Genomic DNA, 26714 nt, shown 5'->3' on the forward strand with positions numbered 1-26714 from the left:
TATAGTGCGTCTCCCGGTGCGATACGCCACCTTTTAAGGCAAACCGAGTTTCGGCGGGACAGGAGCCGCCGCCCCTTCGCGGTCGGCTTCCAGACGCCCGCTCCAGGGCTGGGACGGTGCGGGAAAGAGGGTCGGTGGGACGCTGTAGACAGGGCCGCCGGGCGGGACGGCGAGCCGCTGTCGGGTGCTGCGCACCCGAATCGCTCTGGGGAGAAAAGTAAGGAGCTTCGGGCCCTTGGGGTGAAAATCCGAAAACCGTGGCCGGTCAGACCTCGGCGAGCCACCTTCTGGCCGCCTCCTCATCGGTGAAGACCTTGATGGGGCCTATCGGGTCGAGCATGTGCCGGGACAAGACGTGATTTATGCCTGAACTGACCACGGCGGATTTCCGCCCGGCCACCAGCAACTCCTCCGGTTCATGGATTTGATCGAGCGCATGCTTCAACGCATCGAAATTCATGTGGACATGACAGTTCGTTTCGTCGGCGAGGACCCGGCACAGGCCGGCCAGCACGAGGTCGTCGTGTATCCTGTCTATGTAACATATCATTTCCTCCACGGAACAGAGCGACCCCGCTATGACCACATGAAGGTGGTCGCCCTCGACTTCCGAGTGATATCGTATCGGCATGGTTGCTACAGGACTCCTGCGGGCATCAGGACATAAGCCATTGCGTCGCCTGTTCAAAGGATGAGAACTGCCTGTAGGGTATACAGCGGTTTTGGAGAAACGTTTCGATCCAATGCAACCGGGACAGATTTTCCGGAGTATAGATGACGGCCACCCGCATGTTGCTTCTGGGCTCGTCGATCCTGCCCTCCGCGAACTCCGTCAGGGTCAGCGGGTCTATCTTCATGTCGACCGACCGTTCATCGATCAGGAATCGCCGACAGTCCAACCGGGCGGCGAGGTCCTTCATGGACCGGCCCAGCGAGACCAGGTCTTCCTCCGACCGGATCTCTCCCGACGAAGTCAGAAAGATGTAACCGTCCGTCTTCTGCACTTCATATGTATACGGCATGCGACAAGCCTCGCTTGACTGCTGTGGATATATGCGATCTATCGCCTCCCGGCATTCTGTTAGCACAGGCCGATTTATTTGTAATGGACGTTATTTTTAGAAAAAAATTAAACCGATCAAGAGGATAAAAAAAGCCGAATCGCGAGCACATGCGCGATTCGGCTTTGTTTCTTGCGTTGTCCGGCGTCAGGCCAGGGTGATGGTCAGGGGGATGACGTGAAGTTCGCGGGAGATTTCCCTGGTGTTGCCGAATTCCCAGTCGGCGGACGGGGCTCCGGCGGCCCGGGCCACGGCCTGGGCGATACCGTTCACGTCGATGACCGGGTGGCGGGAAAAGACCTTGGGCAGGCCGTAGGTCAGGTTGCAGGCCAGGCACTTGCCGGGGCGCTGCGTGAGCTTGAGTTCGAAGTCCAGGGCCTGGCCCCGGTTCCCGGCATAGGCCAGGCTGATATCGTAGCTGCCCTCCTCGGCGTCGCCGAACAGGGCCTCGAAAAAGGCCTCGGTGCGCTCGGGCGGAAAGATGGTCTGCAGGGTGTCCTCGGTAAAGATACGGCCGTATGGGCTCATGAACGGTCTCCCGAAAGCGGATGGGTTGCTGGAATGCCGACGCGGGCAAAGGCTCGTGTGTACATAAAAACCCCGCACCGGGCAAGATTATCCGGTGCGGGGAATGCGGCGGGACTAGACGTAGAGGAAGAACAGGGCCACGCCCGAGGCCAGGAAGACCAGGCACGGAGGCACGACCTTGCGCCAGGTGCGGCCCAGGTCGCACTGGAAGTATTCGCAGGTCAGGATGAAACAGATGTGAATGGGCGAGATCATCACCCCGGTGAAGCCGCAGAAGGTGGCCAGGACGATGTAGGGCACGGTCTGGTCCTGCATGCCGAGCGAATGGAGCACGCCCAGAAGCAGGGGGAAGGTCGCGCCCACGAAGGCCACGTTGATGCCCGCGACCATGCCGACCAGGAACGGCAGGAAGGCGGCCGAGGCGAACAGGGCCGCTTCGCCGCCCGCCACGCGGGCCATCTCCTGGACCACGCCCGCGGCCTGGAGGATGTCCTTGAAGATGAAAATGGCCGTGATGACGGAAATCATGGACCACAGGGACCTCTTGGTCAGCACCTGGCGCAGGAAGTTCAGGCCGAGCTGGGTGTTCTGGACCATGACGCAGACCACGGCGGAGGCCAGGGCGGCGACCACGCCGAACTCGAAGGGAATGGACCGGGCAAAGGCCGCGATGGAGGTCTCCAGCCCGATGGCCCCGACGATGGCGATGAGCAGGGGCAGCCCCTCGCGCAGGGCGGCGGACTTGCTGCGGGTGGTCACGGGCATGGGCACGGCCAGGTCCTTGGCCCCGAGCACGCCGGGCCGCAGGAAGAAGAACCAGCCGGTCAGGAGCATGAGCGGGGTGCCGGGCCAGGTGTAGGAGATGAGGTCGATGATCTGGAGGTTGGCCAGGGCCAGGGTCAGGATGATGCCCGGATAGAGCGGCCAGACCAGCTCCCAGACGTGGCGGAACCAGTAGTTGAGCACGGCCCTGTCGGAGTTGGTGATGTGCATGTCCTCGGACACGGTCTTGATCATGGGCGCGGAAAAGACCGCGCCGCCGGGCATGGGCAGCAGCCCGATGAGGGCCGGAAAAAAGACCAGGCGGAGTCTCGGGCTGGTCAGGAAGCCGGACAGGGCCTCCATGAGCCGCCGAGACTGGCCGGACCGCTCCATGGCGTCGCTCAGGATCAGGATGAGGCCGACGATGGCCGCCAGGAACAGGAACTTCTCCTGGGTCAGGGCCAGGGCTCCGGTCGTGGCAATGGGCAGCAGCCCCATGCCGAAGAGCAACCCCATGACCACGCCGCCCACGAGGATGGACAGGCCCAGGCCGATGCGCAGGCGCATGCCCGCGAGCATGAGCAGAAAGGAAAAGAGGACCTTGAGAAAGGGAGCGAGAGTGACGAACAGCGAATCCATGGGAAAAATCCTTATGGGTATGAGGCCGACGGCGTGGGGAACCGGGCCAGCTTCCGTCCTTCGCGGGGAAAAAGCAAGCAAAAGCCGATGGTCCGGGCCGGACCGGAGTCGGCGGGAAAGAGATTCGGCCCCTTGCCCGGACCGCCGCATTGCGTTACACAGTAGATCGCGCGCACTGCCGATCACCCATTGGAGACATGGATCAATGAGCATGAACAGGAAACAGATACGGGCCCACATCTTCGCCGTCATCATCAACAAGGTCGAGGAGCAGGACGAAACCCGCCGCCTTGAGGCCCTGAACGAGTTCATGGCCGTGACCGGCACCGCGGGCAACGCCTCGGAGCAGATCGCCAGCCTGATCCCGCCGATCATGCACGAGCTGTACGAGAAGTGGATCACCCTGTTCATCGACCGGCTGCTGGAGACCGTGGACACCCGGAACATCGAGCTTCTGTGCGACGGGTCCGACGACAACAACGCGGCCCTGGTCCTGGCCTACGTCATGTTCCTGGAGTCCGCGCGCATGGAAAAGCAGATCGACGAGGACCTGCGCCAGCACGGCATGCGGGCCACGGGCGGGGACGACCTGGGCGACGTGGCCGCCAGCTACATCCGCGCCCAGATGGCCCGGATCGCCGAGCAGATGGGCGACGACGAGATCAAGGGCAACTGCTGACCGCCGCCCCCTCCCGGACGCGAAAACGCCCCGCCACCACATGGTGACGGGGCGTTTTCGCGTCCGGGAGGGGAAGACTCAGCCCACGGCGTCGCCGGACTCGGCGATGGCCTTTTCCACGGCCAGGGCCATGTCCTCGTCCGGATCGGGCTGATGGGTCTCGATGAGCCCCAGTTGCAGGTTCAGCTCGCGCATGACCTTCACGGCGGTGGGGTTGAAGTAGCGCGACCACACGGCCGGGGCCTTTTCGGACCGGCCAAGACGGACCAGGGTCAGGCCGAGGTAGAGGAAGGCGTCCTGGTAGGTCTGGTCGATGCGCAGGGCGCGCTCGAATTCGAGCTTGGCCTGACGGTACATGCCGAGCCGGTAGGAGCAGACCCCGAGGCGGTAACGCACGTCCGCGTCGTTCTTGTCCTGCTCCAGGCACTCCTTATATTTCAGGCGCGCCGCCTCCCACTGTTCGTCCACGTACAGCGCGTTGGCGGCCTTGACCACCTCGATGCCGCCGGCGGTGGAGGCCACGGGCTGGTCGTCCTCCTTGCGGATGCGGCGCACGGCCCCGAACAGGAAATTGCGGCGGGATTTGTCGATCTTCTTTTCGGCCATGATTCCTCCGGCCCGAAGAATACCTGTTTCGGGCGCATCGTCAAGGCGGCAACCGGTTGCCTTTTCAGGCGGTTCATGGAAGATTCCCGTTCATGAGCGAATGCTTCGGCCGGACCGGCACGGTCCTCCATATCGACCTGACCACGGGCACGGCCACGGACGAGCACCCGGACGACGCCGTTTACGAACGGTTCATCGGCGGCCGGGGGCTGGCCGGGCACTACCTGAGCCCCTTCGCCGACCGCGACCACACCGACCCGGACCTGCCGCTCCTGCTGTTCACCGGCCCCCTGACGGGCACGGAATCGCCCACCTCCGGGCGCGGCTCCATCGTGTCCCGCTCGCCCCTGACCGGGACCGTGTGCGACGGCTCCATCGGCGGCGGCCTGCCCACCCGGCTGAAAAAGGCCGGGTACGACGGGCTGGTCATCACCGGGCGCAGCCAGACGCCGTGCGGCATCGAGATCGACGACGATACGGTGCGGGTGGTCGAGACCTCCCTGTGGGGCCGCGACACGGACGCGGTCCTGCACGAGCTGGAGCAGCGGCTGCCCGAGGACACCTCCCTGGCCTGCATCGGCCCGGCGGCCGAGAACGGCTCGCCCCTCGGCTCGGTGGCCGTGGACCATCGCCACGGCGGCGTGCGCGGCGGCCTGGGCCTGGTCTGGGCGGCCAAGAACCTCAAGTACCTGACCGTGCGCGGTTCCGGCCAGGTCCGGGTGCACGACCCCGAGGCCCTGGACGAGGCGCGCGAGGCCATCATTCGCCTGACCATGGCCTCGCCCGTGCTCATGGGCCGCCACGGATTTTCGCACTGGGGCACGGGCGCCCTGTTTGACCTGATCAACTCCCGGCGCATGCTGCCCACCGACAATTTCACCAAGACCTGGTTCGAGCACGGCGGCGCGGTCGACGCCCCGTCCCTGACCGCGCTGTACAAGCCGCGCGACCACGGCTGCCTGGGCTGCCACATCCATTGCCGCAAGATCGCCCGGGACGGACGCAGCCTGCCCGGCTTCGAGGCCATGGCCCACTTCACCGCCCTCATCGGCAACGCCGACCCCGAGGCGGCCATGGAGGGCGTGGACCTGTGCGGTCGGCTCGGCCTGGACCCCATCTCGGCCGGGTCCACCCTGGCCTGCCTGCGCGAGATCACCGGCAAGGACTACACGGACAAGACCCTTCTCTCGACCCTGCGGGCCATGGCCGAGGGCGGCGACCTGGCCCTGGGCGCCCTCAACCTGGCCCGGGCCTGCGGCAGACCGGAGACGGCCATGACCGTCAAGGGGCTGGAGCTGCCCGCCTTCGACCCGCGCGGCGGCTACGGCCTGGCCCTGGCCTACGCCGTGTCCACCCGGGGCGGCTGCCACCAGCGCGCCTACCCCATCAGCCACGAGGTCCTGCGCAAGCCCGTGGCCACCGACCGCTTCACCTTCAGCGGCAAGGCCCGGATCATCAAGCTGGCCGAGGACGCCATCGCGGCCTGCGACGCCATGAACGCCTGCCGCCTGATCTTCCTGGCCGCCGGGCTCGAGGAGTACGCCAAGGCCATGACCGCGGTCACGGGACGCGACTGGTCGGTCCAGTCCCTGCTCGAAGTGGGCGAGCGCACCACGGTCAACGAGCGGCGCATGAACGCGGAAAACGGCTTCACCGCCTCGGACGACGACCTGCCCGAGCGGTTCTTCACCGAACCGGGCAGGTCGGGCGGCGGCGTGACCGTCCCGCCCATCGACCGCGAGGCGTTCCTCCAGGCCCGGCACAACTACTACGTCGTGCGCGGCCTGGACGAGAACGGCGACCCCACCATGGAAACCCTGCAACGGCTGGGGCTCGACCGATGAAAACGCTGTGCGAAAAATACGCGGCCAAGCTGGCCGCCCAGGGGCTGGCCCCGGCCACGGGCCCGGACGCGCCGCTGGTCGGCGGCCTGGACGCGGACCTGGTCTGGAACCGCGAAGACCCGCGCACCGCCGAACTGGCCGGGCTGTTCTCGCGCCTGTCCATCAACTCCCTGGTCTTCGTCCGCCCGGCCGAGCCGTACCGGACCATCCTGGACTTCCTGGCCGCGCGCAACCCCGAGGCCATCCGCCCCGAGGACACCGAGACCCGGACCTTCCTGCACGACATCCCGGTCTGCGCGGACTTCACGGCCGAGGCCATGGCCGCGCAGCTCAAACGGCGCAAGGTCATCGTGATCCCCGGCCGGGGCGTGGCCGCCTGCGGCACGGTCAGCCCGGAGCAGGGCTTCGTGTCCGTGTCCTCGGCCGTGTTCGCCACCTTCGTGCTCTTCTTCTCCGACTACCTGGCCCGGGCCCGGCGCATCGAACTGGACGACGGCTACGCCGAGGCCTTCGCCCGCGTGGTCCGGCTCCTGCCCGAACCGCGCACGGCCCCGCCCCAGCTCATGACCAGCCCCTTCCTTGACGAGGAATCCGTGCTCGCGGCCATGGCCGAAACAGGCCGCCAGGTGGTGGGCTTCGGTCTGGTGGACTCCTTTTTCGGCAATATCTCCTACCGGCTGGGCGAGACCGTCCACATCTCGCAGACCGGCAGCTCCCTGGACGAACTCGAAGGATGCATCGACCCGTGCCCCCTGGACGGCTCGACCACCAACGGCCTGACCGCGTCCAGCGAGCTGACCGCCCACGAGGACATCTACCGCAGCGCGGACTTCGACTGCATCCTGCACGGCCATCCCCGGTTCACGGTGATCATGTCCATGGACTGCGAGCGCGACGACTGCCCCAACCGGGGGCGCTGCCACATCCACTGCACCGAGTGCCGGACCGTGGACGGCGTGCCCATCGTGCCGGGCGAGGTCGGCACCGGCCCCACCGGGCTGTGCCACACCCTGCCGCCCGCCATGGCCCGAAACGGCGCGGCCATCGTCCACGGCCACGGCCTGTTCACCGCCGGAAAGACGGACTTCAACGTCCCCTTCGCCCGGCTGCTCGAGATCGAGAACCGCTGCCGGGACCTCTACTTCGAAAGGCTGGCCCAATATGCCTGATGCCGCCCCCGCTCCCGACCGCCTTCCCGACCATTTTCGGCCCGGCCCGGTCCTGGCCTTCGTCCTCATCACCTTCGCAGCCACCTGGGGCGTGGAGGGCGCGCTCATCGCGGACGGCCTGCGCTTCGACGACCTGGTCAGCCGGGCCGCGCCCGCCTTCTGGCTCATGGGCGTCATGTGGATTCCCGGCCTGGCCGCCCTCCTCGTGACCCTGGTCGCGGAGCGGACCTCCCCGCGCGACCTGGTACCGGCCCTTTCCCTGCGCATGGGGTCCATCGGCCCCTACTTCCTCGGCCTGCTCCTCATTCCCGTGGCCTACGCCGTCATGTACGGCCTGACCTGGGCGGCCGGGCTGTCCGGCTTCGACCCGGACCTGCGCTCCCTGTCCGCCCTGTCCGGCACGGACATCGGCCGCGAAACCGCCCTCCGGGTCATGCTGCCCCTGTCCATCTTCCTCGGCCCCCTGATCAACTTCGTCTTCGGCCTGGGCGAGGAACTCGGCTGGCGCGGCTTCCTCCTGCCCCGGCTCATGCCGCTCGGCAAGCCCGCCGCCCACCTCGTCCTCGGCCTGCTCTGGGGCCTGTGGCACGCCCCGCTCATCTGGGCGGGCCTCAACTACCCCGGCCAGCCCGTCCAGGGCATCGTCATGATGTGCCTCGTCTGCCTCGCCTTCGGCGCGTTCCTCAACGAGATGACCCTGCACTACCGCTCCTCCATCCTGGCCGGGTTCCTCCACGGCGCGGCCAATGCCCAGGGCTACGGCATCTGGATGTGGATGTTCCCCGACGCCCACCCCCTGCTCGGCGGCGCCATGGGCCTGATCGGCGTCCTCGTCTGGACCGCCCTCACCTGCCTGACCATCGCCGCCCTCCGCAGGTTGCGCCGATAACGGGGATGCCTCCGGCGGCCAGGGCGCTGCCCTGGACCCGCTTAAGAACCTCTTGGAAGAGGTTCTTAAGAATCTCCAGAACTTTTTGGCGCCGCTTCGCGGGGTGCGAACACAAAAAGGGCCTCCAATCGATACCGATCAGAACCCCTTGTTTTTTCTCATTGGAGCGATTCGGGTGCGCAGCACCCGACAGCGGCTCTCTCCCCCGCGACCGTCCGATGCGAGGCTTTCGAGAGTGGGTCAGCTGCGCATTTTCTTCCAGGGGGCTTTCACCGCAGCGTAGCCGTCTACGTGAGGATGAAAGCCCCCTGGAAAAAATGTGCAGATGGCCCGCTATCGGAAGCCGCCCCCCGGCAACCCGTAATTTAACGCAAAAAAGGGCCCCGTTCGGGGGCCCTTTTTTGCGTTAAATTACGAGGTTGCCGACTAACGGGCCTCTACCAAAGGACTTTTGCTGTTGTCTACGGGTTGCCTTGTGACGCTGTCCGATTCGATGAATCTTGCAGTTTGTCTGGCGTTACCTGGAAACACTTCCTTTGACTTGATGCAACCATACGCCCGAACGGACGGTGATGCAATGGCCTGTGACGGTTTTTTTACAGTTTTTCGAAATATTCCTTTTCCGCGCCGCACTTGGGGCAGACCCAGTCGTCGGGCAGATCCTCGAACCTGGTCCCGATGGGGATGTTGTTGTCCGGATCGCCTTCCGCAGGGTCGTACACGTAGCCGCACGGGCATTCCCATTTTTCCATGTCTGGTTCCTCCATCTTTTATTACGGATTTGAGCCCATTATAGCAAAACGGGACGGAGTGACAACCTTTTTATCAGGAATGGGTATCGATTACAAAAGGGTGGCCTGGTCGTCTTCCATGCGCATCTTGAGGTGCTGGTAGGCCTTGGCCGTGGCCACGCGGCCGCGCGGGGTGCGCTTCAGGAAGCCGCACTGGATGAGGTACGGCTCGTAGATGTCCTCGATGGTCCGGACCTCCTCGGCGCAGGCCGCGGCGATGGTCTTCAGCCCCACGGGACCGCCGTTGAAGTGCTCGACCATGAGGGTCAGAATCTTGCGGTCCATGTTGTCCAGGCCGTACTGGTCCACGTCGAGGCGTTCCAGGGAGGACTCGGCCAGTTCGCGGGTGACCACGCCCGAACCGTGGACCAGGGCGTAGTCGCGCACGCGCCGGAGCAGCCGGTTGGCGATGCGCGGGGTGCCGCGCGCCCGGCGGCCGATGGCCAGGGCGCCCTCGGGCTCCACCTTGACGCCGAGGATGGCGGCGCTGCGCTCGACGATGCGCCCCAGCTCCTCGGGGGAGTAAAACTCGATGCGGAAGATGCAGCCGAAGCGGTCGCGCAGGGGCGAGGTCAGCAGCCCGAGGCGGGTGGTCGCGCCCACCAGGGTGAAGGGTTCGAGGTCGAGCTTGACCGTGCGCGCGCCGGGCCCGGAGCCGATGACCAGGTCGATCTGGAAGTCCTCCATGGCCGGGTACAGGACCTCCTCGACCGTGGGCGGCATGCGGTGGATCTCGTCGATGAACAGGATGTCGCCGCGCTCCAGGTTGGTCAGGATGGCGGCCAGGTCCCCGGACCGCTCGATGACCGGGCCCGAGGTGGAGACCATGTTCACACCCAGCTCCGAGGCCATGATCCGGGCCAGGGTGGTCTTGCCCAGGCCGGGGTTGCCGTAGAACAGGGTGTGGTCCAGGGAGCGGTCGCGCTCACGCGCCGCCCGGATGAAGACGTCGAGGTTGGTGCGCAGGTCCACCTGGCCGATGAAATCGGACAGTTTCCTGGGCCGGACGTTTTCCTCGGGAAGGGTGCATTTGCTCATGAACGTGCCGCGTTGATTTTCTTGAGCACCGCGCGGATGGCCCCGGCGGCGTCGAGGTCGGGTTCTTCGTCGAAGGTTTCGATCAGCATAGGCCGAATCTCGTCCTCACCGTAGCCCAACCCCTTGAGGCCCGCAAGGGCGTCCAGGTACTCGCCCTGCGGACCCTGCCGTCCCTGGTCGGCGGCCGAGCCGCGCCCGGTCACGGGCTTGAGCTTGTCCACCTTGTCCTTGAGATTCCAGAGAATCTGCTTGGCCGACTTGGGCCCGATGCCCGGCACCGTGGACAGGGTGTTCACGTCCTCGCGGAAGGCGATCTCGCGCAGATGGGCCGCGTCGAACATGGACAGGATGGCCATGGCCTTCTTGGGACCGAGTTTGTCGAGGGAGATGAGCGTGCGGAAGAGGTCCAGGTCGTCGGCGGTCAGGAAGCCGAACAGATCGATGGCCTTCTCGCCCACCTGGGTGTGGACGAACAGGCGCACCTCCTGACCCCGGCCCGGCAGCTTGGCCAGGACCGACGTGGGCGCGGCCACCTCGTAGCCCACCCCGCCGGGGGTGAGCAGGACCAGCCCCTTTTCATCCGCCGAGAGCAGTTCGCCCAGCAGGTATCCGATCATGAATTGCCTCCGTGACGTGACTTTATCCGAATAGTGGACGTAATTCAAAGGGTATCCACCTTGACCAAAGGGTGGCGCGATTCTATGCTTCATAACGGATGTTCCGCCATCCGGCCGCCGTCCGGGCGGTCTCAACCCGCAACAAGGAAGACATCATGAAAAGACTCGCATATTCCCTCCTGGCCGCAGCCCTGCTCATCCTGGCCGCCTCCCCGGTCCTGGCCCAGGGCGAAGACCTGACCAAGGACGAACTCGTCTCCCTGGTGGGCGAGGCCGTGGTCCAGGAGGCCGCCGACTCCTCCGAGGAAGTGGCCCGGGCCAAACGGATTCTCGACGCCGTTCGAGGCAGGAAGGACGCCCCCCAGCAGGAAGTGAGCGAGGCGCAGATGGACTATGACCGGGCCCGCGACCGGTACCGCAAGGCCGAGTCCGACCTGGACAACGCCAAGGTCAACGAACTCGCCCTGCAATGCAACAAGACCAGCGACCAGATCCGGGCCATGCGCGACTCGGGCATGGGCTGGGGCCGCATCGCCAAGGAATGCGGCATGCACGGCGTGGGCAAGGGCAAGAACAAGAACAAGGGCACGGACGACGACATGGCCCAGAGCAAGAGCAAGAGCAAGAACAAGGACAAGAAGCCCAAGAAGAAGTAGCTCCGACAGGCACGAAAAGGCCCGCCCGGGAATGCCGGACGGGCCTTTTTTCACGCCTTGCGATCGGATGCGGCCCGGGTCAGACGCCGGTCAGGCGACGCATGCGCCGCTCGTTCAGGTGGCAGATGGCGATGGCCAGGGCGTCGGAGGCGTCCTCGGGCCAGTCGGGTTTCTTCACGCCCAGGCAGTGGGCGACCATGTAGGCCACCTGGGACTTGGGCGCGCTGCCCAGGCCGACCAGGTTCTTTTTGACCTTGGACGGCTCGTACTCGCCCATGGGGATGTTGTGCACGGCGCAGGCGGCCATGCAGGCACCCCTCGCCTGCCCCAGTTTGAGGGCGGACGAGGGGTTCTTGGAAACAAACACGTTTTCGATGGCGGCCTCGGCCGGTGCATGGAGCCGGATGAGTTCCTGGAGGCGGTTGAAGAGCACCCCCATGCGGGTGGCCATGTCCTCCCGGACCGGGGTGCGGATGGTGCCGGTGTCCACGAGTTCGGCCTTGCCCGAAAGCTCCCGGACGATGCCGTAACCCGTGACCCGCGTACCGGGGTCCAGCCCCAGGACGACCAGCCCTTCCGCCATGCGGCCTAGTCTTCCTCGTCGAACAGGTCGTCCGGCAGGTCGGCGTTCATGTAGACGTTCAGGGTGTCGTCGTTGTCGTCCAGGGCGTCGAACAGGTTCATGACCTTCTTGCCCACGGAGACGTCCACCGGGACGAGGTTCTCGGGGACCTGGTTGAACTCGGCGGACTCGAACTCCATGCCCGCGTCGGTGAAGGCCTGCTGCACGGCCATGAAGTCCGTGGGCGCGGTGTGCACGGTGAAGGAATCATCGTCGTCGATGATGTCCTCGGCGCCCGCCTCCAGGCCCACTTCCATGAGCTGGTCCTCGGTGTACTTGTCCTTGGTGAAGACGATCACGCCCTTGCGGCTGAACATGTAGGACACCGAGCCGGAGTCGGCCATGTTGCCGCCGTGCTTGGAGAAGGCATGGCGGATTTCGGCCACGGTGCGGTTCTTGTTGTCGGTGGCCACCTCCACGAGCATGGCCACGCCGCCGGGGCCGTAGCCCTCGTACATAATCTCGGCCAGGTCGCCGCCGGCCAGTTCGCCGGTGCCCTTCTTGATGGCGTTCTCGATCCTGTCCTTGGGCAGGTTCACGGCCTTGGCCTTCTGGATGGCCAGGCGCAGGGTCGAGTTGTCGTCGGGGTTGCCGCCGCCCGCCTTGGCTGCCAGGATGATGTCCTTGGCGGCTTTAGTGAAAAATTTCGCCTTCTTGGCGTCCTGACGACCCTTACGATGCTGAATGTTTGCCCATTTGCTGTGTCCGGACATATTTCCTCCTGAATCTCCCGATATCGGTATGTTTTCCTGGTCGGTCCAATGTTCTACCCGTCAACGCCCTTAAAGCCAAGCGCAACGATGAATATCTCCTTGCTCTCGGATCGGGAACTGTACGGTTTGAAATTCTTTATCCTGGCGAAGTACGGCCTGATGGCGTCGCGGTAGTCGTTGATCTCGCCGCCCTCGAAGATCTTCACCGCGAAGCTGCCGCCTTTCTTCAAATACTTGAGCGCCACCTCGAAGGCCCGCTCACACAACTCCAGCGAGTTGGCCTGGTCCGCGAACTTGATTCCGGTTGTCTTGGGGGCCATGTCGCTGATAATGACGTCGAAGGGCGCAAGGGGCTCCACGGCCGCGAGCAGCTCCGGCGAATCCGAGAACACGTCCGCCTGAAGGAAGGTGATGTTCCCGGCGAAGGAGTGCTTGGTGGTCTGCAGGTCCACGCCGAGCACGTGCCCCTCCGGGCCCACCCGCTCCCCGGCGAACTGGCTCCAGGAGCCGGGGGCCGCGCCCAGGTCCAGCACGGTCTGCCCTTTCTTGAAGATCTGGAAGCGCTTGTCCATCTCCTTGAGCTTGTAGACCGAGCGGGCGGCGTAGTTTTCCTTTTTGGCCCGTTTGAAGTATTTGTCCTGGTATTGTTTCATGGTATCGCTCCGTCAAAACGGCGTGGAGCGCTTAGTAGCCGAATCCGCCGAAAAAGCCAAGAGACCGACGTGCCCCGACCCCGACATATATCAATACAGGATGAACTCGGCCTTTCCAAGTCCATGCCCGCGGACGCGGCGCAGTTCGAATGGCGGGTCAACCGGCAGCTGGACGACGCCCCGGTGATCTTTCTCGGGCTCGGCCCGGAACCGGACAAGGTCCCGGAATGGTTTGATCTTCCCGACGACGAAACCTTCTTCTACCTGGAAAGCCCGGACTTCATCGCCCAGGTGGAGGGGTGGCGCGAGCGCGTGCCCGCCCATTTCGCGCCCATGGACCCCGAAGCGTTCACCATCGCCGCGTCGAGCCGCGCCCACGTGGTCCGCTACCTGCCGGTGCAGAAGGCCTTCCCGTCCTTTTACGGCCCGCTGACCGCCCGGCTCTCCCTGGAGGACCGCCAGCGGCCGAGGCTTGAGCGCACCGTGTGGCTGCCGGTGGGCGACGACGCCCTGCTCGTGGAGGAGCTGGCCCGGGCCTTTGCGGACGCGGGCTGGCGGGTGGTCCGCATCGACCACGAATCCCTGGGCAAGCACCCCGGCAGCACCCTGCCCGGTTATCTCCAGGAGGGCGTGCCGGACCTCTTTTTTTCGGTCAACTTCCGGGGGCTCGACCACTTCGGCCTGGGCCAGGCCATCCTGCGCGAGGCCGGGGCCAAGGTGGCGGTCTGGATGGTGGACAACCCCTTCCACCTACTGACCGGGATCAAGACCGAAGCGTGGCGGGAGCTGAACCTGTTCGTCACGGACCACAGCTTCATCGGCCCGCTCATCGAGAACGGCGCGCGGCGGGTCACGCACCTGCCCCTGGCCGCCTCCCCGGCCCTGTTCGAGAGCGGCGGCACGCTGCCGGACCACGCCCAAGGCATCGAGGGCGGGCTGATCTTCGTGGGCCGCTCCCGGTTCCCCGACCGGGACAAGTTCTTCGCGGGGATCACCGTGCCCGAGGACGCGGCCGCGCTGGTTGTGGACGCGAGCGGGCCGACCCGGTTCGACTACCACTGGTGGCGGGACCGGCTGGGCGTGGCCCCGCTCTGGCCGGGCAACGCGGTGCGGGCCGTGGGCGCGGGCGCGGAGTTCGCCTCCGGGGTGTGGAAGCGCCGCTGCCTGAACGCGGTGGGCCGGATCACCATCTTCGGCGACGACGGCTGGAAGGACCTGGACACCCCGGACGCGGATGTGCGCCCGGTGGTGGACTACTACGCCCACCTGCCCGCCCTGTACCGCGCGGCCGGGGTGGTCCTCAACGTCACGGGCATGCAGCTCCCGGCCGGGCTGAACCAGCGCAACTTCGACGTCTGGTGCGCGGGCGGCTTCCTGCTGACCGACACCCATCCGGGCCTGGGCATCTTCCCGGACGAACTGGTCGAGCCCATCGCCTACGCCCGGCCCGGCGAAATCCACGACCTGGTCATCCGTCACCGCGAGGAAACCCCGGAAAAACGCGACCTTCGCCGCGCCTGGCAGGACTGCATCCGCCGCGACCACACCTACCGCAACCGGGTGGAAGCGGTGCTCAAGGCACTGAATTTATAATCTCGTTCAAAACCACTTGAGCTTCCTCTCGAAAAGCGGTAACAACGCTCCACCAACGGGGACGTAGCTCAGCTGGGAGAGCACTGCCTTCGCAAGGCAGGGGTCGAGAGTTCAAATCTCTTCGTCTCCACCAAGAATACGAAAAGCCCCGCCGCGAGTCATCGCGGCGGGGCTTCCTCTTGCCGAACACCCAGGAATCACGGCGTGAAATTCCGCTCCATGATGTCCTGGTACACGCCGCTTTCCTTGAGGGCGTCCAGGGCATCCTGCCATTTTCGGACGGTTTCGTCGGGCACGTCCAGGGAGAAGGCCAGCCAGGCGGCGGAATCCCCGAACTTGCAGTCCGTGCGCTCGAACTCGGCGGGATCGAGACCGGCCTGCCTGACCATATAGTAATAGGTGCGCTCGCCCATGAGCACGAGGTCCACGCGGTCCTGGACCAGCTTGCGGTAGCTGGATTCGTAGGTCGGCCCCACGTCGAGATTGGTGAACCCCCTGGCCGCCAGGGCCTGGTGGGTGTAGCCGTCCTTGCGCACGGCGATGCGCAGGACCTCCCGGGCGTCGTCCAGGGTCTCGATCCTGAGCGGCGAGCCCCGGTGCTTGAAGAAGTAGTCCCCCTCGCCGAAGATCGGTCCGACCCACTTGAAGAGCTTTTCCCGCTCCGGGATGCGGACGATGGCGAACAGGGCCTGCCCGGACAGCTTCTGCGTCTGCTCGTAGCCCCGCAACCAGGGCGTCTCCCGGAGAGGACTGTCGTCGCCGACCGCCTTCTGAATCTCGAGGATCACCTCGGGAGCCACGCCCCACAGCCTGCCCTCGTCGGCGTAGACCAACGGGGGATAGACAATGGCCTGCATATTGAAATCGCCGCCAAAAACCGCCACCGGCAGAAACAGCGTCAGACACACGCCCAGAGCGAAGATCCTGTACACGAACTCTCCCTCGTTGATGAATCAGGGCGCCACCATATACGAGGCGTTAGGCACTGTCCATTATTGACCGAAAGTCATTGTCATCTCCTGAAAAAACCCGCCTGAAAATGATCGGAATACCCCTTCATGGAGCTGCCCGGCACCGCTGGAAGACAACGACATTTTCTTGAAAATCAAACATATCAGGTAGGCACGAGTGCTGCTTTTTGATGACTTCGGGCGGGGAATGGGATAGATCAAAAACACGATTCATTGTTGCATCAGCGACCCAGGAGCGTGGCGCGTGCCCGAAGCACATCCCGTGGACATTCCCTTCCATTCCATCCTGAACCATCTGGACGTCTCGGCCCTGGCCGCCGACTCGGCCGGGTTCATCGCCTACGCCACGCCGAACGCGGAGCGGACCTTCGGGTTCGGGCCTGGCCGGATGCACGGACTGCCCTTGGCCCAGGTGGTGCCCGACGCCCTGGTCAACGGGGACGGAAACGGCGCGGATGCCGTGGACGAGGGCGCGGCCCAGAGCGTGGCGCTGCCCGACGGCACCCTGAACTCGGTGTCGCGCAGCCCCATCGTCATGAACGGCGAGACCGTGGGCAGTCTGCTGACCCTGCACCCCGAACCGGGACCGGACCAGGTGGTCCGGACCGAGACCTACCGCACACTGGCCGAACACATGGAGGCGGTCTTCAACGCCTCGAGCGACGGCATCTGGCTGACCGACGGGCACGGTGTGGTCCTGAACATCAACACCGCCTCGGAGAGCCTCAACTCCATCACGGCGGACGAGGTGGTGGGCAAGCCCGTGGCCGCCCTGGTGGAGGACGGGATCATCGACCGGTCCGCCACCATGGAGGTCATCCGCAAGCGACGCCGGGTCTCGGTCCTGCAACAGGTCACGCGCACCGGACGGCAGCTCATCGTCACCGGCACGCCGACCTTCGATACGGACGGCAACATCCGGCTGGTGGTCCTGAACGAACGGGACATCACCGACCTGAACGAGCTGCGCACCACCCTGGCCCAGACGCGCAAGGCCAAGGAAAAGGCCGAGGCCGAGCTGACCGGCATGTCCCTCATGGAACTGAAGAAGAGCCGCGTGGTGGCCGAGAGCCCGGCCATGCGCAAGGCCATGGCCACGGCCCAGAAACTGGCCCAGTTCGAAACCTCGGAGATCCTGCTCATGGGCGACTCCGGCACGGGCAAGGGACTGCTGGCCAAGTTCATCCACGACACCAGCCCCCGGCGCGGCAAGCCGTTCATCCAGGTCAACTGCGCCACCCTGCCCGAAACCCTGTTCGAGGCCGAACTGTTCGGCTACGAGAAAGGTGCCTTCACGGGAGCCTCGGAGCAGGGCAAGTCCGGCCTGTTCGAGCTGGCCTCGGGCGGCACCTTCTTCCTGGACGAGGTGGGCGAGATTCCGCTGGACATGCAGGCCAAGCTGCTCAACTGCCTGGACGACCACGAGTACTACCCTTTGGGCGCGAGCAGGCCCAAGCGCGTGGACTGCATCATCATCGCGGCCACCAACCGCGACCTGGAGAACCAGGTGCGCAAGCAGGCCTTCCGCCGCGACCTGCTCTACCGGCTGAACACCTTCACCGTGCGCATCCCGCCGCTCAGGAAGCGGCCCGAAGACGTGTTCGAGCTGATCAACCACTACCTGCGGCAATTCAACGCCGCCTTCCGGACCGCCAAGCGCATCGGCCCGGCGGGCATGAAGCTGCTCCAGTCATATCCGTTCCCGGGCAACGTCCGCGAGCTCATCGGCATCATCAAGAAGGCCGTGGTCATCTGTGAGGACGACCTGCTCGACGACTACCTGCGGGACCTCTTCGACCACACCGAGGACGCCGTCATGGAAAACGGCACGTTGCCCGAGGAAGTGGCCCGGCTGGAGCGCCGCATGCTCCGCCAGGCCATGGAGGCATGCTCCAACACCCGCGAGATGGCCGGGTTCCTGGGCGTCAGCCAGCCCACCGTGGTGCGCAAGATGCAGCGCTACAAGCTGAGCAATTCCTGATTCATAACTGAATCAGCCTATTTCCCGAAAGATCAGTTTTGGCATTATTGTCAATTTCTTCACAGTTTGAAGGGAGGCAATGACGGTGTCTGACTTTTTTGCAATGAAAGGGGTGCAATCCTGCGTCCTGAGGCGAATCTGCAAAATGGTCGCGACAGTATTGTTAAAATCTCGCTTGATTTGATTTTGAATCATACTTTTCTTGTTTAATTACGGTAAGATAGCAAAAACGTTTGATTTGATCTTGAATCACAGAGAAACCGGACCGCCTCCACTAAATTCGCATAACTAGTCGTAATAAAAAGATTATTAAAACACGGATCAGCCCTTGCTTTAGACGGGACTGTTTCCGACTTCAACTCTTACAATATATTTGGTGAATCATCATGACGAACGAAGAACTGCAACTGAGAAGAGAGAAGGCCGTCCCCAGAGGGGTGTCCAATGCCGGTCCCATTTTCGCCGCGAGCGCCAAGGGCGCGACCGTCACCGACGTGGAGGGCAGGGAGTACATCGATTTCGCGGGCGGCATCGGCGTGAACAACGTGGGCCACTGTCATCCCAAGGTGGTCGCGGCCGTGCAGGAGCAGGCGGGCAAGCTGATGCACTCCTGCTACCACGTCTTCCAATATGAAGGATACGTGGCCCTGGCCGAGAAGCTCAACGCCCTGACCCCCGGAGACCACGCCAAGAAGACCGTGCTGGTCAACTCCGGCGCCGAGGCCGTGGAGAACGCGGTCAAGATCGCCCGCCGGGCCACCGGCCGCCCGGCCATCGTGGCCTCGGCCTCGGGCTTCCACGGCCGCACCCTGCTGACCGCCACCCTGACCGCCAAGGTCATGCCCTACAAGGCCGGGTTCGGTCCCTACGCCCCCGAGGTCTACCACATCCCCTACGCCTACTGTTACCGCTGTCCCGTGGGCCGCTCCTACCCCGGCTGCAACCTGGAGTGCGCCGAGCTGCTCAAGAAGAGCTTCGTGGACATGGCCTTCCCCGAGAGCGTGGCCGCCGTGCTCCTGGAGCCCGTTGCGGGCGAGGGCGGCTTCGTTGTGCCCCCCAAGGAATATTTCCCGCGCATCAAGGAAATCTGCGACGAGTTCGGCATCCTGCTGATCATCGACGAGGTCCAGTCCGGCATCTGCCGCACCGGCACCGTGTTCGCCATCGAGCAGTGGGACGTCATCCCCGACCTGCTGACCTCGGCCAAGTCCCTGGGCGGAGGCACGGTCCTGTCCGCCTGCACGGGCCGCGCCGAGATCATGGACGCGCCCCAGGTGGGCGGCCTGGGCGGCACCTACGGCGGCAACCCGGTCAGCTGCGCCGCGGGCCTGGCCGTGCTCGACGTGGTCGAGACCGAGGACCTGGCGGGCCAATCCCGCGCCCTCGGGTCCAAGGTGCGCGCCGCCTTCGAGGACCTGGCCAAAAAGTACGAGTGCATCGGCGACGTGCGCGGTCTGGGCTCCATGCTGGCCATGGAGCTGGTCCACGACCGGACCACCAAGGCCCCGGCCGCCGACATCGCCAAGGCCCTGGTGGCCAAGTGCCGCGAAAACGGCCTGATCATCCTGTCCTGCGGCCACGGCGGCAACGTCATCCGCACGCTCATGCCGCTGGTCATCAGCGACGCCGAGCTGGAAAAGGGCTTGTCCATCCTGGAAGCGGCCTTCGCCGAAGTGGTAAAGGGGTAGCACGGTGAAAGGACTCTACGGGCGCATACTCTTCATCGACGTCACCGGGCGGACCTTTTCCATCGAGCCGCTCGGGGACGCCTGCCCGCCCCTGCCCGGAGGCAAGGGACTGGGCACGCGCCTGCTGCTGGAACACAACCCGGCCGGGGTGGATCCGCTCTCCCCGGACAACCGGTTCGTCATCACCACGGGCCCGTGCTGCGGCACGGGCGTGTGGGGGGCGAGCCGTTACGGCGTCTTTTCCAAGTCGCCGCAGACCGGCTTCTACGCGGAATCCTACTCCGGGGGCCGAACCCCGGAGGCCATCGACCGGGCCGGTTTCGACGCCATCGTCGTGACCGGCGCGGCCGACGTGCTGACCGTCCTGGCCATCCACCCGGACGGCTGCGATTTTCATGAGGTCCCACAGCTCAGGGGGCTCGAGACCTACGCCGCCGAGGACGCCCTGCTCGAACGCTACGCCCCCAGGGGCGAGGGGTACGGCAGGCCCGGCGCCATGGTCATCGGCCCGGCGGGCGAGAACCTGGTGGCCTTCTCGGTCATCGAGAACGACTACTGGCGCAGCGCGGGCCGGTGCGGCCTGGGCGCGGTGCTCGGCTCCAAGCGGATCAAGGGATTGGTCTTTTCCGGGGACCGCAGGCGCGAGATGGCCGACCCCGAGGGCCTGAAGAATTTCAACAGGGAACTGCTGGCCGCCAACGGCGACTCCCCGGCGGTCAAGGCCTACCGGGCCCGGGGCACCACCCAGATGGTCGCCCTGATGAACACCGTGGGCGCCTTCCCGAGCCGCTACTGGTCGGCCGGGTCCTGCGATCACTGGGAACGCATCAGCGGCGACGCCTTCCACGAACAGCACGAGGTCACGCCCCACGCCTGCCTGAAGTGCTTCATGGCCTGCGGCCGCAAGGCGCGGATCAAGAGCGGCCCGCACAAGGGGCTGACCATCGAGGGCCCGGAGTACGAGACCATCTACGCCTTCGGCGGGCTGTGCATGGTCCGCAACATCGACGAGATCGCCCACCTGAACGACCTGTGCGACCGTCTGGGGCTGGACACCATCTCGGCGGGCAACCTCTGCGGCATGGTCGCCGAGGCCTCCAGCCAGGGCCGCCTGGACGCCCCCCTGACCTACGGCGACACGGCCACCATCGCCGCCCTGCTGGAGCAGATCGCGGGCCGCGAGGGGCTGGGCGACGTGCTGGCCGACGGCATCATCAAGGCGGCGGACAAACTCGGCCTGTCGGACATGGCCGTGCACGTCAAGGGGCTCGAGCCCGCCGGGTACGACCCGCGAGTGCTCAAGGGCATGGGCCTGACCTACGGGACCTCCCCGCGCGGGGCCTGCCACCTGCGGACCACCTTCTACAAGGCGGAGCTGTCCGGGATGATCCCGTCCGACGCCGTGGAGGGCAAGGCCGACCTGCTCATGGATTTCGAGGACCGGCTGATCGTCTTCGACTGCCTGATCCTGTGCCGCTTCTACCGCGACATGTACGGCTGGGCCGAACTGGCCCGGCTGCTCACCCTGGTCACCGGAGAATCCTGGGATGAATCCACCCTGCGCCGGGCCGCTGCCCGCGTGGTGGACGACACACGGCGGTTCAACGTCCGCGAGGGGCTGACCCCGAAGGACGACCGCCTGCCCAGGAAGCTTCACGAGGCCCTGCCCACCGGGCAGGTCATAACCCGCGAGGAGTACGCGCTCCTCCTCAATGACTACTATCGCCTGCGCGGCTGGGATGAATCGGGCGTACCGCCCGTCCCGGCCGCCGAATAGGAGGAAAGATATGACCCTTGAAGCATACGCCGTGCACAAGAGCTACGGCGACGTCCAAGCCCTGAAGAACGTTGACCTGACCGTCCAGAAGGGTGAGTTGTTCACCCTGCTCGGGCCATCAGGCTGCGGCAAGACCACCCTGCTCAGGATCATCGCCGGGCTGGAACAGGCCGACTCGGGCTCCATCTTCCTGAACGGGATGCCCATCACCCAGAAGCCCGCCAACGAGCGCCCGGTGAACACGGTCTTCCAGAGCTACGCCTTGTTCCCGCACATGAACAACGCGGACAACGTGGCCTTCGGCCTGCGCTCCCAGAAGATTCCGGAGAGCGAGATCCGCATCAGGGTGAACAAGATTCTCGAGATGCTCGAGCTGACGAATTTCAAGGACCGCTTCCCGGACCAGCTGTCCGGCGGCCAGCGACAGCGCGTGGCCATGGCCCGCGCCCTGGTCTGCGAGCCCGAACTGCTCCTGCTGGACGAGCCCATGTCCGCCCTGGACGCCAAGCTGCGCACCCAGCTCCAGATCCAGCTGCGGCGGCTCCAGCAGCAGCTGAACAAGACCTTCATCCTGGTCACCCACGACCAGGACGAGGCCCTGACCGTGTCCGACCGCATCGCGGTCATGAAGGACGGCGAAATCCTGCAATACGGCTCCCCCCAACAGATCTACGACCGGCCCAACTGCCGCTTCGTGGCCGAATTCATCGGCACGGCCAACATCCTCGACGCCGAGCGGCGCAACGACCAGATCATCACCCACGCGGGCAAGCTGGCCGTGCCCTCCCCGCCCCAGTGGAAACGCGGAGCGCTGGTCATCCGGCCCGAGGGCATCGTCATGCGCGACCAGGAGCCCGAGACCAACGGCGTCTGGGCCACGGTCACGGAGACCTTCTACCGCGGCAACTTCCTGGACATCACCCTGGAACCGGCCGGGCTGCGCATGCGCTGCGCCCCGCACAAGAAGGTCCAGGCGGGCGACCAGTTATGGGTCGAACTGCTCAAGGACGCGCTGGTGGCCATCGATGACTAACGAGAAGCAAACCGACACCCAGATCTGGTACGGCGAGCTGACCACGCGCAGCGCGCTCCGGCGACGCGGACTGCTTCAGGTCTCGCCCGGCCTGTTCTGGATTCTCATGTTTCTGACCGTGCCCGCCCTGGCGCTCATCGCCCTGTCCTTCGCCACGCGCGGCGGCTACGGCGAGATCGAGTGGATCTTCACCTTCGAGAATTTCAGCAGGCTGGCGGGCTACGGCATGTTCGGCTGGAGCCCGGACTACCTGATCATCCTGGCCCGCTCCCTGTGGGTGGCCTTCGTGACCACCACGGTCTGCACGGCGCTCGCCTTCCCGCTGGCCTTCTTCATCGCGGGCAAGCCCAAGACCACCCGCTACGTCTGGCTGACCCTGGTCATCATCCCCTTCTGGACCAACCTGGTCATCCGCACCTACGCCTGGCAGCTGGTCCTGTCCCCGGACCTGCCCATCGCCAAGTTCGCGGCCGCCCTGGGGTTGGTCCCGGAGGGCAGCCCGCTCTACCCGTCCGAGTTCGCCGTCTACCTGGGCATGATCTCCGCCTTCCTGCCCTTCGTGGTCCTGCCCCTCTACTCCAGCGTGGAAAAACTCGACTGGTCCCTGGTGGAGGCGGCCCACGACCTCTACTCCAACAAGCGCCGGGTGTTCATGCAGGCCATCCTGCCCCAGACCCTGCCCGGCCTTTCCGTGGGGGCCATCCTGACCTTCGTCCCGGCCATGGGCATGTTCCTCATCCCGGACTTCCTGGGCGGGGCCAAGTACATGCTGGTGGGCAACCTGATCCAGCAGCAGTTCGGCAAGAGCCGCGACTGGCCCTTCGGCGCGGCGGTCTCCCTGGCCCTGATGGCCCTGACCCTGGTCGGCCTGTTCGTGTTCCGGCGCAAGGGCGAGAAGATGGAGGTGGTCTAGCATGCAGTTCCAACGCAAGCCGATCCTGATCCCGGCCGTGGCCCTGGGCACCCTGGCCTTCCTGTACATCCCGCTCCTGGCCGTGGCCTCGTTCTCGGTGAACAACTCCCGGTTCGGCCTGACCTGGCACGGGTTCACCTGGAAGTGGTACCTGGAGCTCTTCCAGAACGAACAGATCCTCGAGGCCGTGGGCAACACCCTGCTCCTGGGGTTGGTCTCCACGGCCGTCGCCACGGTGGTGGGCACGGCGCTGGCCATCGGCATGAGCCGCTTCCCGTGGTCGAAGAAGACCTCGGCCTTCTTCGAGTTCAACCTGTACATGCCGGTCATCACCCCGGAGATCGTCTTCGCGGGCGCCCTGGTCATCGCCTTCGCCTCCCTGCGCTACGTCTCCTCGGCCTTCGAGCCCGGCATGCTGAACATGATCATCGGCCACGTGACCTTCCAGGTGGCCTTCGTGGCCCTGGTGGTCCGCTCGCGCCTGGCGGCCTTCAACAACGAGATCGAGGAGGCCTCCCACGACCTCTACGCCACCAACTGGTACACCCTGCGCAAGGTCATCCTGCCCATGCTCACCCCGGGCATCGTGTCCGGGGCCATGCTGGCCTTCACCCTGTCGCTCGACGACTTCATCATCAGCTTCTTCACGGCCGGGCCGACCTCGGTGACCCTGCCGCTTTACATATATGCGGAAGTGCATCGCGGCATCACGCCGAAGATCCACGCCCTGTCCACGGTCGGCCTGCTGCTGACCATCGTCCTGGTGATCGCCTCGCAGAAAATAACAAACAGTTTCAATGAAAAGGAGAGAGATGATGCGTAAACTGCTGCTGGCCATGCTCATGGTCCTGGTGATGGTCCCCTCCGCCTTCGCGGCCGAGGAAATGCGCCTGCTCATCTGGAGCGAATACATGCCCGAAGATTTCCTGACGGATTTCGAAAAGGATACGGGCATCAAGGTGCGCGCGGAATACTACGAATCAATGGAAGAGATGGTCGCCAAGCTCCAGGCGGGCGGCAAGAACCAGTATGACGTGGTCGTCCCGTCCGACTACATCATCCCGGCCATGATCAAGCTGGAACTGCTCAAGGAGCTCGACCACTCCAAGCTGCCCAACCTGAAGAACCTCCAGGAAACCTTCATCGACCCGGCCTGGGACAAGGGCAACAAGTACACCGTGGCCTACCAGTGGGGCACCTTGGGCATGATGTACCGCAAGGACAAGCTCAAGGACTTCGACGGCTCCTGGTCGGTCATGTTCGACCCGGCCAAGCGCCAGGGTCCGTTCATCTTCATCGACTCCATCCGTGAGATGCTCGGCTGCGCCCAGTGCGCCATGGGCATGGACGTCAACACCACCCAGAAGGCCGACCTCAAGGCCCTGCTCGACAAGATGCTCGAGGCCAAGAAGTCCGACTACTTCGCCGGCTTCGACGTGGGCACCGGCGGCCGCTCCAAGGTCGTGGCCGGCACCGCCGTGGCCGCTATCGTCTACAACGGCGACGCCCTGCGCGCCGTGGCCGACAACCCGGACACCTGCGCCTTCGTGAACCCCAACGAGGGAACCATCGGCTGGGTGGACAACATGTCCATCCCCATCGGCGCCCCGCACCCGGACATGGCCTACGCCTTCATCAACTGGGTGCTCGAGCCCCAGGTCGGCGCCAAGCTGTCCAACTGGACCCAGTACGCCACCCCGAACAAGGCGGCCTACCCGTACATCACCCCCGAGGACTTCAAGAACCCGGCCATCTACCCGGCCGAGTCCTACATGTCCAAGATCCAGTTCATCAAGGACCTGGGCAACGACAACAAGATGTACGACCAGATCTGGACCATGGTTAAGACCCGTTAATCCTCCAACCCGGCGGCCGGGGGACCACACCCCGGCCGCCATACTCATCATGCTAGAAGACCATTATCTGCTCATCAACGGCAACATCATCTCCATGGACGGCCGGGACAACCGGTACGAAGCCATGGCCGTGGAAAACGGCCGCATCCTCCGGGTCGGCGCAAACGACGACATGGCCGACCTCGCCGAGGCGGGCTGGCCGGTCACCGACCTCAAGGGCAAAACGGTGTTGCCCGGTTTCATCGACACCCACCAGCACCTCGGCCTGACCGGCCAGGTCCTGAACGGTATCGACTTCCAGGGTACCAGGACCCTCAGAACCGTTTTCGAGAAGGTCCGGGAGGCGGCAACCATCGCCGCGCCCGGTGCCTGGGTCCTCGGTTACACCCTCAACGACTTCTCCCTCGAGGAAGGGCGGATGCCCATCAAGGAGGAGCTGGACGCGGTCTGCGCCGACAACCCGGTCATGATCGTGCACTCCTCCTGGCACATGTGCGCCCTGAACTCCCTGGCGCTGGAAATCCTGGCCCCGCCCGCCGACCTGCCGGGCATGGACCTTAAACCGAACGGCGAACCCACCGGCGTGGTCCGCGACCCCGGCGCGCCCGACTTCATCTTCCCGGCCGTGTCCACGCGCACCCCGGTGGAGGTCAAACTCGCGAGCTTCCGCAAGGCGTGCGAAGCGGCCCTCAAGCAGGGCATCACCACCCTGCACTGCCTGGAGGGCGGCGGCTTCGGACCGGGCGACACCCGCATCGTCCACGACAATCTGGACAAACTCCCGGTCAACGTGGTTCTCTGGAACCAGGTCATGGACGTGGACGAGACCGTGGGCATGGGGCTCACGCGCATCGGCGGCTGCATCTGCGCCGACGGTGCCATCGACGCCTACACAGCGGCCCTGTTCGAGCCCTACCTGAACCAACCGGGCAACCGCGGGACCCTGAACTTCACCCAGGAGGAGATGGACGCCTTCGTCCTCGCCTCGCACAAGGCCGGGCTCCAGGTGGCCGTGCACTGCGAGACCGACAGGGCCATCGAACAGGTCCTGTCCGCCATGGAAAAGGCCATCGCGGCCTACCCCCGCGCCGACCACCGCCACCGCATCGAGCACTGCGAGATCCCCACCGTGGACCAGGTGGAGCGCATGGGCCGGGCGGGCATCCTGGCGGGCATGCAGCCCGCCTTCATCCACTACCTGGTGGATATGGAAGACTACGAAAAACGCTTCGGCTGGGACCGGCTGCGCTGGATGCATCCCTACCGGACCATGCTCGACAACAACGTCATCATGACCGGCGGCTCCGACTGCCCGGTCACCCCGCACGGCCCGCTCACCGGCATCCAGACCGCCGTGCTCCACCCCATCGAGGAGGAACGCCTTACCCCGATGGAGGCCATTCGCATGTTCACCATCGACGCCGCCTACAGCGCCTTTGACGAGGCCAATCGTGGCAGCATCGAACCGGGCAAGATCGCCGACCTGGTGATTCTGAGCGCCGACCCGACAGAGGTACCCCCGGAAACCATCCGCGAGATCAAGATCGTCAAGACCGTCGTGGAAGGCAAACCGGTGGAAGATCCCAGGGACGGGCCCGCGGCCTGACCGCTCCCCCCATCCCTGACCGAAGTCCC

Annotated in this window: 26 protein-coding genes and 1 tRNA gene; 15 read left to right on the forward strand and 12 right to left on the reverse strand. The window is 65.1% G+C overall.

Annotated features, from left to right (window positions below; genetic code table 11):
* Window positions 1–265: 265 nt before the first annotated feature.
* The 4 genes from DND132_RS05180 to DND132_RS05195 form a co-directional block, all read right to left on the reverse strand.
* The gene (locus DND132_RS05180; protein WP_014321653.1) at window positions 266–631 is read right to left on the reverse strand and encodes a hypothetical protein; all 366 of its coding nucleotides are present in this window, start codon (window positions 629–631) and stop codon (window positions 266–268) included.
* A 25-nt stretch (window positions 632–656) separates the two neighbouring features.
* Complete coding sequence (locus tag DND132_RS05185) at window positions 657–1022, reverse strand: hypothetical protein (RefSeq protein ID WP_014321654.1); 366 nt, start codon at window positions 1020–1022, stop codon at window positions 657–659.
* Window positions 1023–1208: 186 nt separating this feature from the next.
* A complete protein-coding gene (locus DND132_RS05190) occupies window positions 1209–1589 on the reverse strand; it encodes a hypothetical protein (protein ID WP_014321655.1) in 381 nt (126 codons plus the stop codon).
* Window positions 1590–1703: 114 nt separating this feature from the next.
* Window positions 1704–2990, reverse strand: a complete 1287-nt coding sequence (locus DND132_RS05195; RefSeq protein WP_014321656.1) for a DUF401 family protein — start codon at window positions 2988–2990, stop codon at window positions 1704–1706.
* 205 nt (window positions 2991–3195) lie between these two features.
* Between DND132_RS05195 and DND132_RS05200 the strand changes: the two genes are divergently transcribed.
* Window positions 3196–3669, forward strand: a complete 474-nt coding sequence (locus tag DND132_RS05200; RefSeq protein WP_014321657.1) for a hypothetical protein — start codon at window positions 3196–3198, stop codon at window positions 3667–3669.
* A gap of 78 nt (window positions 3670–3747) precedes the next feature.
* Here the strand turns inward: DND132_RS05200 and DND132_RS05205 are convergent, their stop codons facing one another.
* Window positions 3748–4275, reverse strand: coding sequence for a tetratricopeptide repeat protein (locus DND132_RS05205; protein ID WP_014321658.1), 528 nt, complete (start codon window positions 4273–4275; stop codon window positions 3748–3750).
* 92 nt (window positions 4276–4367) lie between these two features.
* Between DND132_RS05205 and DND132_RS05210 the strand changes: the two genes are divergently transcribed.
* Genes DND132_RS05210 through DND132_RS05220 form a run of 3 tightly spaced genes read left to right on the forward strand, consistent with a single transcriptional unit; the run spans window position 4368 to window position 8177 of the window.
* The gene (locus DND132_RS05210; RefSeq protein ID WP_014321659.1) at window positions 4368–6119 is read left to right on the forward strand and encodes an aldehyde ferredoxin oxidoreductase family protein; all 1752 of its coding nucleotides are present in this window, start codon (window positions 4368–4370) and stop codon (window positions 6117–6119) included.
* The gene (locus DND132_RS05215) at window positions 6116–7288 is read left to right on the forward strand and encodes a class II aldolase/adducin family protein (RefSeq protein ID WP_014321660.1); all 1173 of its coding nucleotides are present in this window, start codon (window positions 6116–6118) and stop codon (window positions 7286–7288) included. The genes DND132_RS05210 and DND132_RS05215 overlap by 4 nt, the downstream gene beginning before the upstream one ends.
* The gene (locus DND132_RS05220; RefSeq protein WP_014321661.1) at window positions 7281–8177 is read left to right on the forward strand and encodes a CPBP family intramembrane glutamic endopeptidase; all 897 of its coding nucleotides are present in this window, start codon (window positions 7281–7283) and stop codon (window positions 8175–8177) included. Before DND132_RS05215 ends, DND132_RS05220 begins: the two co-directional genes overlap by 8 nt.
* A gap of 596 nt (window positions 8178–8773) precedes the next feature.
* Here DND132_RS05220 and DND132_RS05225 read toward each other — a convergent pair.
* The 3 genes from DND132_RS05225 to ruvA form a co-directional block, all read right to left on the reverse strand.
* Window positions 8774–8929, reverse strand: coding sequence for a rubredoxin (locus DND132_RS05225; protein ID WP_014321662.1), 156 nt, complete (start codon window positions 8927–8929; stop codon window positions 8774–8776).
* Window positions 8930–9019: 90 nt separating this feature from the next.
* Window positions 9020–10006 (reverse strand): Holliday junction branch migration DNA helicase RuvB, encoded by a 987-nt coding sequence (ruvB, locus tag DND132_RS05230; RefSeq protein ID WP_014321663.1) that lies wholly within the window; start codon window positions 10004–10006, stop codon window positions 9020–9022.
* Entirely contained in the window at window positions 10003–10623 is a 621-nt protein-coding gene (gene ruvA / locus DND132_RS05235; RefSeq protein WP_014321664.1) for a Holliday junction branch migration protein RuvA, read from the reverse strand. Before ruvA ends, ruvB begins: the two co-directional genes overlap by 4 nt.
* A gap of 155 nt (window positions 10624–10778) precedes the next feature.
* On the opposite strand from ruvA, the gene DND132_RS05240 reads away from it, so the two are divergent.
* The gene (locus DND132_RS05240) at window positions 10779–11279 is read left to right on the forward strand and encodes a hypothetical protein (protein WP_014321665.1); all 501 of its coding nucleotides are present in this window, start codon (window positions 10779–10781) and stop codon (window positions 11277–11279) included.
* 79 nt (window positions 11280–11358) lie between these two features.
* On the opposite strand, the gene ruvC is transcribed toward DND132_RS05240, so the two are convergent.
* From ruvC to DND132_RS05255, 3 genes are read right to left on the reverse strand one after another with little or no spacing between them, the layout of a single operon-like run.
* Window positions 11359–11862 carry a crossover junction endodeoxyribonuclease RuvC gene (gene ruvC, locus DND132_RS05245; RefSeq protein WP_014321666.1) on the reverse strand — a complete coding sequence of 168 codons (504 nt, stop codon included), beginning with the start codon at window positions 11860–11862 and terminating at the stop codon, window positions 11359–11361.
* Between the two features lie 5 nt (window positions 11863–11867).
* On the reverse strand, window positions 11868–12614 hold the full coding sequence (locus DND132_RS05250) for a YebC/PmpR family DNA-binding transcriptional regulator (RefSeq protein WP_014321667.1): 747 nt from the start codon (window positions 12612–12614) through the stop codon (window positions 11868–11870).
* A gap of 53 nt (window positions 12615–12667) precedes the next feature.
* On the reverse strand, window positions 12668–13267 hold the full coding sequence (locus tag DND132_RS05255) for an RlmE family RNA methyltransferase (RefSeq protein WP_014321668.1): 600 nt from the start codon (window positions 13265–13267) through the stop codon (window positions 12668–12670).
* A 69-nt stretch (window positions 13268–13336) separates the two neighbouring features.
* On the opposite strand from DND132_RS05255, the gene DND132_RS05260 reads away from it, so the two are divergent.
* Together DND132_RS05260 and DND132_RS05265 are read left to right on the forward strand one after the other, a co-directional pair.
* Window positions 13337–14860, forward strand: coding sequence for a glycosyltransferase family protein (locus DND132_RS05260; protein ID WP_041915704.1), 1524 nt, complete (start codon window positions 13337–13339; stop codon window positions 14858–14860).
* Window positions 14861–14917: 57 nt separating this feature from the next.
* Window positions 14918–14993 (forward strand) — tRNA-Ala (locus tag DND132_RS05265).
* A gap of 64 nt (window positions 14994–15057) precedes the next feature.
* Here DND132_RS05265 and DND132_RS05270 read toward each other — a convergent pair.
* Window positions 15058–15792, reverse strand: coding sequence for a substrate-binding periplasmic protein (locus DND132_RS05270; protein WP_014321670.1), 735 nt, complete (start codon window positions 15790–15792; stop codon window positions 15058–15060).
* A 283-nt stretch (window positions 15793–16075) separates the two neighbouring features.
* Between DND132_RS05270 and DND132_RS05275 the strand changes: the two genes are divergently transcribed.
* From DND132_RS05275 to DND132_RS05315, 8 genes are all read left to right on the forward strand, one after another.
* Window positions 16076–17812 carry a sigma 54-interacting transcriptional regulator gene (locus DND132_RS05275; RefSeq protein WP_014321671.1) on the forward strand — a complete coding sequence of 579 codons (1737 nt, stop codon included), beginning with the start codon at window positions 16076–16078 and terminating at the stop codon, window positions 17810–17812.
* A gap of 386 nt (window positions 17813–18198) precedes the next feature.
* Window positions 18199–19500, forward strand: a complete 1302-nt coding sequence (gene gabT / locus DND132_RS05285) for a 4-aminobutyrate--2-oxoglutarate transaminase (RefSeq protein WP_014321672.1) — start codon at window positions 18199–18201, stop codon at window positions 19498–19500.
* A 4-nt stretch (window positions 19501–19504) separates the two neighbouring features.
* Window positions 19505–21277, forward strand: coding sequence for an aldehyde ferredoxin oxidoreductase family protein (locus tag DND132_RS05290; RefSeq protein ID WP_014321673.1), 1773 nt, complete (start codon window positions 19505–19507; stop codon window positions 21275–21277).
* A 10-nt stretch (window positions 21278–21287) separates the two neighbouring features.
* The gene (locus tag DND132_RS05295; protein WP_014321674.1) at window positions 21288–22310 is read left to right on the forward strand and encodes an ABC transporter ATP-binding protein; all 1023 of its coding nucleotides are present in this window, start codon (window positions 21288–21290) and stop codon (window positions 22308–22310) included.
* Complete coding sequence (locus tag DND132_RS05300) at window positions 22303–23223, forward strand: ABC transporter permease (protein ID WP_014321675.1); 921 nt, start codon at window positions 22303–22305, stop codon at window positions 23221–23223. Before DND132_RS05295 ends, DND132_RS05300 begins: the two co-directional genes overlap by 8 nt.
* Before the next feature lies 1 nt (window position 23224).
* Entirely contained in the window at window positions 23225–24046 is an 822-nt protein-coding gene (locus tag DND132_RS05305; protein ID WP_014321676.1) for an ABC transporter permease, read from the forward strand.
* Window positions 24039–25079 carry a polyamine ABC transporter substrate-binding protein gene (locus DND132_RS05310; RefSeq protein WP_014321677.1) on the forward strand — a complete coding sequence of 347 codons (1041 nt, stop codon included), beginning with the start codon at window positions 24039–24041 and terminating at the stop codon, window positions 25077–25079. Before DND132_RS05305 ends, DND132_RS05310 begins: the two co-directional genes overlap by 8 nt.
* Before the next feature lie 49 nt (window positions 25080–25128).
* A complete protein-coding gene (locus DND132_RS05315) occupies window positions 25129–26685 on the forward strand; it encodes an amidohydrolase (RefSeq protein ID WP_014321678.1) in 1557 nt (518 codons plus the stop codon).
* The last annotated feature ends 29 nt before the right edge of the window (window positions 26686–26714 follow it).

The sequence above is a fragment of the Pseudodesulfovibrio mercurii genome (assembly GCF_000189295.2).
Lineage (GTDB): Bacteria > Desulfobacterota > Desulfovibrionia > Desulfovibrionales > Desulfovibrionaceae > Pseudodesulfovibrio > Pseudodesulfovibrio mercurii.